Source organism: Agrobacterium sp., assembly GCF_032092815.1.
Classification (GTDB): Bacteria; Pseudomonadota; Alphaproteobacteria; order Rhizobiales; family Rhizobiaceae; genus Agrobacterium.
This window is the reverse complement of record NZ_DAMDBP010000009.1, coordinates 38,077-48,276: the sequence shown is the minus strand read 5'-3', so window position 1 is coordinate 48,276 and position 10,200 is coordinate 38,077. Positions and strand designations below refer to the sequence as shown.

8 protein-coding genes and 2 pseudogenes are annotated in these 10,200 nt (G+C 55.6%); 6 read left to right on the top strand and 4 right to left on the bottom strand.

Annotation, left to right across the window (positions count from 1 at the left end; all coding sequences use genetic code 11):
• Positions 1–821, top strand: an 821-nt coding sequence (locus RT613_RS07185) for a LysR family transcriptional regulator (protein ID WP_313614125.1), incomplete at its 5' end; no start/stop codon positions are given.
• 21 nt (positions 822–842) lie between these two features.
• Here the strand turns inward: RT613_RS07185 and RT613_RS07180 are convergent.
• A complete protein-coding gene (locus RT613_RS07180; protein ID WP_313614318.1) occupies positions 843–1,793 on the bottom strand; it encodes an MYG1 family protein in 951 nt (316 codons plus the stop codon).
• Between the two features lie 126 nt (positions 1,794–1,919).
• Positions 1,920–2,402 carry a transcription elongation factor GreA gene (gene greA / locus RT613_RS07175; protein WP_313614123.1) on the bottom strand — a complete coding sequence of 161 codons (483 nt, stop codon included), beginning with the start codon at positions 2,400–2,402 and terminating at the stop codon, positions 1,920–1,922.
• A 565-nt stretch (positions 2,403–2,967) separates the two neighbouring features.
• Between greA and RT613_RS07165 the strand changes: the two are divergent.
• A pseudogene (locus tag RT613_RS07165) lies at positions 2,968–3,726 on the top strand (IS6 family transposase).
• Positions 3,727–4,074: 348 nt separating this feature from the next.
• Here RT613_RS07165 and RT613_RS07160 read toward each other — a convergent pair.
• Together RT613_RS07160 and RT613_RS07155 are read right to left on the bottom strand one after the other, a co-directional pair.
• Entirely contained in the window at positions 4,075–6,021 is a 1,947-nt protein-coding gene (locus tag RT613_RS07160) for a putative bifunctional diguanylate cyclase/phosphodiesterase (RefSeq protein ID WP_313614121.1), read from the bottom strand.
• Positions 6,022–6,548: 527 nt separating this feature from the next.
• Positions 6,549–7,016, bottom strand: a complete 468-nt coding sequence (locus RT613_RS07155; RefSeq protein WP_313614119.1) for a MarR family winged helix-turn-helix transcriptional regulator — start codon at positions 7,014–7,016, stop codon at positions 6,549–6,551.
• Between the two features lie 329 nt (positions 7,017–7,345).
• On the opposite strand from RT613_RS07155, the pseudogene RT613_RS07150 reads away from it, so the two are divergent.
• The 4 genes and pseudogenes from RT613_RS07150 to RT613_RS07135 all read left to right on the top strand — a co-directional run.
• Positions 7,346–7,702, top strand: a pseudogene (locus RT613_RS07150) (XdhC family protein); the annotation flags it as partial.
• A gap of 26 nt (positions 7,703–7,728) precedes the next feature.
• Positions 7,729–8,424, top strand: a complete 696-nt coding sequence (locus RT613_RS07145; protein WP_313614117.1) for a nucleotidyltransferase family protein — start codon at positions 7,729–7,731, stop codon at positions 8,422–8,424.
• Positions 8,425–8,725: 301 nt separating this feature from the next.
• A complete protein-coding gene (locus RT613_RS07140) occupies positions 8,726–9,007 on the top strand; it encodes a metal/formaldehyde-sensitive transcriptional repressor (protein ID WP_313614115.1) in 282 nt (93 codons plus the stop codon).
• Between the two features lie 25 nt (positions 9,008–9,032).
• Positions 9,033–10,145, top strand: a complete 1,113-nt coding sequence (locus RT613_RS07135; protein WP_313614113.1) for an S-(hydroxymethyl)glutathione dehydrogenase/class III alcohol dehydrogenase — start codon at positions 9,033–9,035, stop codon at positions 10,143–10,145.
• The last annotated feature ends 55 nt before the right edge of the window (positions 10,146–10,200 follow it).

Genomic DNA, 10,200 nt, shown 5'->3' with positions numbered 1-10,200 from the left:
CCCGTCGCCTGAACATCACCCAGCCGCCGCTCAGCCGGCAGATCAAGCTGCTGGAGCAGCAACTCGACGTGACCTTGTTTGAGAGAAACAGCAGACGTGTCGTCTTGACCCCGGCGGGCCTTGCCTTTCTGGCGGAAGCGCAAAAGCTGCTTGAACTCGGCAACGCTGCAGTAACTCTGACCCGAAGGGCGGCAAGAGGCAGCGCCGGTTCGGTAAAAGTGGCATTCGTCGGCGCCACCACCTATAGCTTCTTGCCGCATTTCATCAGCCAGGCTCGGGCACTGGCACCCCAGATCGAGCTGGAACTGGTGCAAATGGAAACGGCCGAACAGCTGCAATCCATCAATGCCGGTGAAATTGATCTGGGCCTGTCACGCCCCCTGACCGGCACCCATCATCTGCAAAGCCTTTGTGTGGCGCGCGAAGCCATGATGCTGGCCATTCCGCGCGCCCATCCGCTTGCTGCCAAGCGTCGACCGACATTGGACGCACTCAACGGCGAACCCTTCATCTTGTTTTCAGCGGCAGCCCGTTATCTGCACGACAAGCTGGTGCGTCTGATGGCCGAAAACGACATCACGCCGCGCATCGTGCAGAGCATGACCCATTCACAGGCCATTCTCTCGCTTGTCAGCGCAGGCATTGGTTTGGCGATTGTACCAGCAGGCACTCAGAATGCCTGCTTTGACAATGTTGTTTTTCGCACGCTGGATCTGCGTGAGGAATGTATTGCCGAGCTTCATGCCATATGGAGCCCGGACAATCGCAATCCACTGCTGCCCGATATTCGTGACATCGTCACTGTCCGGCACAGCCTCTAGCCCGAGGGGCGATCTAGGGGTTTACCCCGTTACTGCCAATGACGACTGCTCAGCGGCAAGAGCCTCAGCAACAGCAATCTCGGCCATGGCCAACGCCGCTTCGCGGGTCCGGGCAGCGGCAACAAATCGACCATTGTGACAGAAGGTGGCACCTTCGACACCACAGGCGGCCTCAAGGTCGCCATTGGTCAAGCCTGCCCAGCTGGCTGGCAGATCGGCGCGAACCTCAAAACCCTCATCGCCACGGCGAATGGTGGTCAGGCACCAGTCCTTTTCGCGAGGATGCACCACGAACAACAGGTGATCAGCACCCGCCTTGATGATGGCAGGGCGGAATGGCATGCCCATCGGCAGCTCAAGAACGCGTCCCTCACCCGTGGCGATAATGGTGTGCTTCACCACAGCCTCAGCCCGCAATTTCGAGGCGCTTTGCGCAATTCTGGCTTCCACGAAGCTGCGGGCAATTGCCATTGCAGCGTGGAACGCGCGATCGGTTGCGTCCGGATCTGTGTCATCAAACACGGGCTTCAGAGTTTCAAGCAGCACAGGCAGCGTCAATCCGCCGAGAACACCCGCAACCGAAGGGCTGACGGCACCATTATCGACCAGATCGACAGGCAGTACGAAATTGGTGTCAAACGAAGCATGTACGGTTTCGATATCCGTTTCGGGCACACCGGAAGCCGCGAGATAGTCACGTCCGTAATGTTTCCAGATCAGTCCAAACGAACTGTAAGGCTGGCCATCTTCGCGCAGCGGCGCTCCACGCTGGTGGTGATCGAAAATCTGCGCTGTCGCATCATATGCACCGCCGACATCATAGATGATGCGGTCTGCACCTGGCGTGATCCACTCCGGGGCTCTGCTGCGAACAAGTCGCGCCTGCGGGAACAGACGGGTCAGGATGACGCTGGACAGCAGTTCATCGGCATGGAAGCCACCGGAATGGGTGACGAGAAAATCCGGGATCATGCGAGGGATGGCCTTGTATTCGAGGAAGATCAGCTTGGGTGCGCACCAGATAACCTGTGTCAGACGTGATCTCAACCCGCCTTCTCAATCACGTCGTGCTTCATCACCGGGCTCACGTCATAGATTTCAAGTGACGTCGATAATCTCCAATTCCTGATTGCCGGATTCCACCACGTCACCGACGGCCTTGCCCATCAAAAGTCTGGCAACGGGGGACACAAAGGAAATCGAACCCTTTGCAGGGTCAGCCTCGTCTTCGCCGACGATACGATAAGTCTGAACACGACCATCATCGCGACTGAAGGTCACTGTGTTGCCAAAGGCAATTTTGTCCGTCGAACTGGGCTCCGGCATGACCTGCGCGGTGCGAACTCGAGCCGCAAAATACCGCAAGTCACGCAAAGGGTTGCCCGATTGCCGGCGCCGTTCATTGACATCCTCGATCAGGCTTGCAACCTCATAGGCCTGACGCGCTTCCTGCAACTGGCACTCGAGCGCTTTCAATCCCGCTTCTGTCACGAGGTTGGGATGCGGCGAAATCGGCCGGTCAGGAAGCAGGGTTTCCGAAGCGGTTTCGGCACTCTCTTCCTTCGTGAAGGCAACACTCACTTTCGAACTCCATGTACGCGCGGCATCCTGAAACTGCACATAGCGGTTTCATGCTGATTTGCCAAAATCATCGCAGAGAGAAACATATGGGCACGCGGCCAAGAATGAAATGCGCTGTCGCGAAGCCCGAACTGAGAATCTCATCTTCCGCTATGTCGGCGCGAGCAACGAATGATGCGCTGCTTCAAGTCTGCGCGACAATGTCAGCATTTCGTCTCGATTCACAGCCAGATCGTCAATCTTTTTCTCCTTCACCTGAATAGCTGACTACCGCTGAACATCTCCAGCGTCGCGCTCACATGATCTTGACATGCCGGAAATCGCTTTGTCGATTGACGTGAGAAATTCAGACCGAAGAGACTACCGCATCCCAAACTCGGCAAAGGCGACGCCAACAACGTAGGTCTCCTGAACTCAGGTAATCGGCGATACTATCCTTCCCAAGTTAAGAGCGGACGTGTCCCCAGAAGCCAGCAGAGAACCCGAGCCTACTAAACAAAGGGCTCTGCCGCAAAAATCTCGTCGCTGCTTGATTGAGGGCGGATAATTACACGCGAGATTTTTGATGAGCGATTTTAAGTGGCGAAATTTTCAAGGTGAGGTGATCTTGTGGGCAGTACGCTGGTATTGCCGCTACGGAGTGAGTTACCGTTACGTGGAACAAATGATGGGCGAACGCGGAATGCCCGTCGATCATTCGACGATCTCTCGTTGGATTCAGAAATATGCCGGAGATTGAAAAACGGCTGCGCTGGCGCTGGCCGCAATCGACAAGCTGGCGGATGGATGAAACCCATGTGAAAGCTCGCGGCAAATGGACATATCTGTATCGGGCCGTCGACAAGTTCGGCAACACGATCGATTTCTATTTGTCGCCGACGCGCAATGCCAAAACAGCCAAACGATTTCTCGGCAAAGCTCCGAGTGGCCTGAACGATTGGGAAAAGCCAACGGTCATCAACACCAATAAGGCAGCCACCTATGGCATAGCAATCTCAGCATTGAAGGCCGATGGCAAATGTCCAAAAGAACTCGTGAATCCGGCAGATCAAATACCTGAACAACGCTGTTGAAGTTGGTCATGGCAAGCTCAAACAGCTGATCAAGCCTGTTCGAGGGTCAAAGACCTTGTAAACCGTATGCAACGATCAAAGGATTTAAGGTCATGCGTGCCCTACGCAAGGACCGAGCCGCAATCTTTAATTTGACCGGAAACATTCGCGGGGAAGCCCGCATCGTGGAACGCGCTTTCGGTATTGCACCGAGCGCGCTCACAGAGGTGGTGGCAATGCTCCAGCAGAATCTCGACACCAAACCCACGTGACCGAGACGTAAAAAGCTCTCTTCACTACGAATCAGATTTTTTGCAACAGAGCCGCCCAGTTTAGGTGTCGACCGACTTCATGATTGTTGATGCAGATACTCGTTGATCAAACGTTTCTGATGGAAGGCCGCGTTTGGAGCCTTCCATATGCTCTCAAATGGATTCGAACTCGCGACCTGCACATCTGCAATAGACACATGCCACTGCGGGACTTGCAGTTAATTGGATAGTTACGGGAAGGACGTTGCACCGAATACCAACTCGGCCTCGGTTCAATGCGATCCGGGTTTGCCGGGTTCGCAAGTAGCCCAGGCTGACAAGACCGGAAATGTCAGTCGGTTTCTGTGCTCATGCGCCAGCCACCTTGCCATTCGCCTCGATCCGGAAGGCTTTGACATCCTGCTCCGCAATCGGTGGCGAATAGATGTATCCCTGGACAAGCGCGCCACCGAGTTGCCGCAGAGCGGCCAGTTCTTCCGTCGTTTCGACCCCTTCGATGACGCAGTCCAGATTCATGTCGCGACCGAGGGCCAGAAGCGATTTGACGATCTTGTAGCTTGCGGGTCTTTTATGCAGGTCGGTGACGAAGCTGCGGTCGATCTTGATCTTGGTGAGAGGAAGGGCATGTAGCCTCGACAGGCTCGAATATCCCGTTCCGAAGTCGTCCAGCGAGATCCCGCAGCCCAGGAGACGGAGCATCTCGATCGAGCGTTTCACCTGCTCAAAGTCGTGCGCGAAGGCTGTTTCGGTGATTTCCAGATCAAGCCGATGGGCATCGAAATTGCTACTTTCGATAATGCTGATCAGGCTGAGCACACTTTCATGCGAATTGAGATCATATGCCGAGAGGTTGAACGACAGGCGAATATTGCTGTCCCACTGGTTTGCCGTCGAAAGCGCCTGGCGCAGCAATGGACGGGTCAGAGCGCCCACAAACCCAATGCGCTCCGCGATCGGGAAGAACAACGACGGCGAAACCTCGCCCAGGATTGGGCTTTTCCAGCGCGCAAGCGCCTCGAAACCGATGGCCTGCTGGGTTTTTATATCAACAATCGGCTGGAAAACCACGGAAAGCTCTTTGTCGAAGTTCGCCTGCTTCAACGCCTGTTCGATGCGCGCTTCATCGTTGATCTGGGTTTGATATGCGGCGCTGAACAGCACCGCCTCCCCTCGCCTGTTGCGTTTGGCCTGATACAGCGTGTAGTCGGCGCGGTCGAACAGTTCTTCCGTGGTCAATGCCATGTCCGGATAAACCGCGACACCCATGGAGGCGGAAATCTGAACCGTGGCTTCCGGCAGGTTGAACGGCGCCAACAGGCGCTCGACCAGCTTATTTGCCTTGCCGATGAGAACATCATCCGGCGACGCCATCGTTGCGATAATGGCAAACTCGTCCCCCCCCAGGCGATACACCGTGCATGTCTCTGGCAGGAAAGACAGGCGTATGCCGACTTCCGTCAGCAACCGATCGCCCACAGAGTGGCCATAGAGATCATTCACCGGCTTGAAGCCGTCGAGATCCATCACGCCGAGAGCGACACGAGTGTTGGTCTTCTCAGCCTTGTCGATGCTGGTGCGCAGTTGCTGAAAGAACGCGCGACGATTGGGCAGATCGGTGAGGCTGTCGATATTGGCCAGGCGCAGGTTCTCACTGCTCAGCGCCTCAGCGCGTTGCTGACCGATGATCATCTGTTCGAAGGTGCGATAGTTGGTCAGCAAAATAACGAGCATTCCCGCGCAGACCAGGGCAACGTTGATCGAGATCGCGATGAATGTCGACTGGCCAAGCGAGATAAAGAAGATCACAAATGCGCCATTGACAATGCCCGTCACGATGAGCGCGGCAGAGCGCAGATGTGTGAGGCAAAAAATGCACGAGATGACCGTGATCGCCATGTAGAAGGCGACATGCGATTGCATATAAGCGTCGCCGTAGGGAAACAGGGCAAGTGACCACGCCGTGAATGCCACCCCTATCGCACCGGCAAGGCGGTTCGTTCTGGACAAAGCCTTATGTGCCACCGCCGGCTCTGGACATGCCGCCTGGGCTTTCCACCAGAAGATGATCCGCGCACCACACACGGCCGTGAAGACTGCGGGTATGATGATCGTCAGTACCAACGGCGCGATCGTCACGTAGGTGATGGCCAGCGCCCACGTATTGGCCATGAGTATCATGTACATCATTGGCATTTGCCGCGAGAAAGACTGATATTGCGCTTTCAAAAGTTCGGCATTGTCTGACTGGACAGACATGAACTGGCGCGTTGCGCTCCATACACTTCTTGCGGTCATAGAGCCCTCTGCTCGTAAAACTCCGTTCCATCGTCCGTTTCCCAGCTTTCAAGCCATGGGGCACATCTGACGATCGAAAATGTGAGTGCCGGATCATTCGGCGTCAGTCAGGGCGTCATGCCGTCTCATGAAGCTTGGCTGCGGCAAGTAAAAGCGCGTCTTTACTTGAGATATCCGCAACTTGTCCCGCTGTCAGCATTCTGACCGCGGCCCAAGGCTTAACCAGGCCCCAGACCCGCGCATGCGGATCCGCTATGGTTATATGTGATGAAGTATTAATATCTTGATATTCTCGCGGTAATAGCAAGCGGATCGGCGTGCCAGCCTCGCATTACCCGTACTTTGAGTGGCGCCAGAGGCTGGGCTGACCCCATGTCGGCACGCAACATGCATTCCGTTCGGTGCAGATCCTTGAGAACCTCCTGCACCGACATGGGCTTACCCATGTCCAGAACCGTTCAAACGCTGCCAGCTATCAAGCGATGTGGGCAAAGGGTGGAGATCATCCACCCGCCTTTGCCATGAGGTTATTGGGGGTCTTCTTCGCCGATTTTCCGCAAAAGGTAGAGTAAGGCGATACGCTCTGCCGGATTGAGGCACGAAACCGTTTCCTCACTGATGCGATATGCTCTGGGATACATTTCTTCGAGCAAGGCCTCACCCTTCGGCAGCAGTGAAATAACAACCTTACGGCCATCGTCCTTGTCTTTGGATAAATCAATCAACCCACGTGCTTTGAGCCTTTCGACAATGCCACGAATGGTGGCTTGATCGACTGATGTCGCCTTCACCAATTCAACTTGAGACCTCGCTCCGAGATCACGCAACGCACATAACGTCACAAATTGAACGGATGTCAGATCCGGATCGCTAGAATTGGCCTGGAAGATCGAGAGGTGGCGTTGATAGGCTTGACGTAAAAGATGACCCACCTGTTCCGTTACGTGGTAACTGGAAGTTACGTCATCCTTGTCATTGTGTTTATCCAGCGCCATCCCTAGCCATTCGTTCGTTTTTTGCCCGGCATATCCAATCCGGGAAGAGTTGAAAATATCGTCATTACGGACATTAAGTCAGGCAAGACATAGGCTCATCCGACCGAACTATTCAACAGTATTCCCCGCGGCGCAACGAGCCGTGGGGAGCATCATGGTCTATTCGAACGCCTTGTCTTTCGATTCTGCGTTCACCAATGCCACGCTGATGGATGCAAACACCGACAGGCTTGAAATAAACCAAAGCACAAGACCGAAGTTCGAGGTCATGATTGGCGCGACAATCGAGGGTGCAAGCAGACCGCCAAAGCGTGCAACCGATCCAGCCAGCGACGCCTGCCCCTTTTCCCGATGTGTCGCTTACCAGCGATTGGCCTGCCGACCGTTACACCGCCGTGGTTGCCCTCACCCATGATCCGAAGATTGATGATTTTGCTTTGACCGAAGCCTTGAGGACAGGCTGTTTCTACATCGGCGCTCTGGGCAGCAGAAAAACACATGCCGCCCGGATTGAGAGACTGTCGTCGCAAGGGTTCAACCATGATGCACTTGCAGCCATTCATGCACCGGTTGGGCTGAATATAGGGGCCTCACCCCCCCGCAGAGATCATCGAGGCGTCAAGGACGCATCGGCCGTGATGATGCTGAAGGACAAAACACGAAGGCTGATGCGACGGCTGGCATAAATCCTGATGGAAATGATAGTGTTGCCATGGGTAGCTGTGGTCTGCGGATACAGGCCACAGCACGACCGATCTTACCTGATATGCTGGAGGACAAGTCAGTGGAGCCGAAGGTGGCGATCGTAGTTCTGGCTGCTGGCATGGCAACGCGCATGGGGCCAGAGGGCGGCTATAAATTACTGGCGACTTTCGATGGGGTGCCGCTTGTCCGTCGCCTGGCATTGACGGCCATAGCCAGCAAAGCAACATCCGTGACCGTGGTTCTTGGTCACAGGCTGGATGATATGCGTAAAGTGTTGTCCGATCTTTCGTTGAACATCGTAACAAATCCAGATTACGCATCCGGCATGGCGAGTTCACTGACGGCAGGATTTGCAGCGGTCGAGCCAGAGGGGGCAGATGGCATACTCGTTATGCTCGCAGACATGCCAGGGGTAACCACACCCGATCTCAATCAATTGATCTTGGCTTTTCAAAACAGCCAGGGGACATCAATCCTCCGTGCTGTTTCGCAAGGCGAGCGCGGAAATCCCGTCATTCTACCGAGGTCAATGTATGAGGCCGTGTCTCGACTGGAAGGAGATATCGGCGCCCGTCATCTGATTGAGACCTCAGAACTGGTGGTCATTGAGGTTGAGATTGGCGAGGCAGCACGGATTGACGTCGATACGCCCAGTGACGTTATCGCTGCCGGCGGAGTTTTGATGAGCGACCCGAAATTTTGAGCTGAGTCCTGCCCTTCCTTGAGGCTGGGGCTGGATGCCACCGAGGCAAAAGCAGAGGTTTCGACATTTTTTTAGCGCAGACCGTGACCGCCTGCCAAAGGCCCGTACCAGCGGTCATGAAGTCCGCTCAGCGGCCGAGTGGTCGCAAATTACCGCACCGTCGTGCCTGTTCTTATGGCAGTTTAACCCATTATGCCTGCTTTCATGCGAAAACCGATGTATGGTGCATCAACACAAACATACTGCATGGAGTATATTGACGTACTCCCCCTAGTATGTGAATTCAGTTCAAGGAGAGCGCATGCCGTACTCAATGGAAGACAAAAAGAAGGCAACCACGCGCCTTCGACGGATCAAGGGCCAAGTCGAAGCACTGGAACGTGCCGTGGAGGCAGGGACTGAGTGCCGGCTTCTTCTCCAGCAGATCGCCGCAATGCGGGGCGCTGCCGGTGGACTGATGGCTGAGGTCCTGGAGATCCACCTGCGCGAAACGATGGGCTCTTCCGAACACGCACCAGCACCATCAGTCTCGGATGACCAGATGGACGACATTATGAAAATCCTGCGAGCCTACCTCAAATAGGCAGCAGCCGAACGAGGATAGCAAGATGAAAAGCAGAGCAGCCGTAGCCTGGGAGGCCAACAAGCCCCTGACGATCGAGACCATCGAAATCGGCGGTCCAAGGGCCGGAGAAGTGCTGGTTGAGGTAATGGCGACGGGTGTTTGCCATACCGATGCCTACACGCTTTCCGGTCTCGATTCCGAGGGCAAGTTCCCTGCCATCCTCGGCCATGAAGGCGCCGGCATCGTGCGGGAAGTCGGCGCGGGTGTGACCTCGCTCAAGGTCGGCGACCACGTCATTCCGCTGTACACGCCGGAATGCCGGCAGTGCAAAACCTGCCTTTCACAACGCTCGAACCTGTGCACGTCGATCCGCTCGACCCAAGGTCAGGGCCTGATGCCAGACAACACGTCGCGCTTCTCCTGCGACGGTGGCGAAATCTTCCACTATATGGGGTGTTCAACCTTCTCAAACTTCACCGTCTTGCCGGAAATCGCGCTTGCGAAAATTCGTGAAGACGCGCCCTTCGACAAAATCTGCTACATTGGCTGTGGCGTTACCACCGGCATTGGCGCTGTTATCTACACTGCCAAGGTTCGTCCCGGTTCGACGGTCGTCGTATTTGGCCTTGGTGGTATCGGCCTCAACGTGATCCAGGGGGCCCGCATGGTCGGCGCCGACAAGATTATTGGCGTTGATCTCAACCCTGCCAAGGTTCCCATGGCCCGGAAATTCGGCATGACCGACTTCATCAACCCGGTCGAAATCGGTAGCGACAAGGTCGTGCAGGCGATCCAGGACCTGACCGACGGGGGCGCTGACTACACGTTTGATGCCACCGGAAATGTCAACGTCATGCGCCAGGCGCTGGAAGCCGCGCATCGCGGTTGGGGTGAATCCATCATCATCGGGGTTGCCGAAGCTGGCAAGGAAATCTCCACACGTCCGTTCCAGTTGGTCACGGGTCGCGTGTGGAAGGGGTCGGCCTTCGGTGGTGCGCGCGGCCGCACCGACGTACCGAAGCTCGTTGACTGGTACATGGACGGCAAGATCAACATCGATGACCTGATCACCCACAAGATGCCGCTTGAGGAAATCAACACGGCTTTCGACCTGATGCACGAAGGCAAGTCGATCCGCTCCGTTATCGAGTTCTGATCTTAAGGCGGGCCGAGCGCCCAACATCGGATGCCCGCAGGCGTGGTTGCGAAAG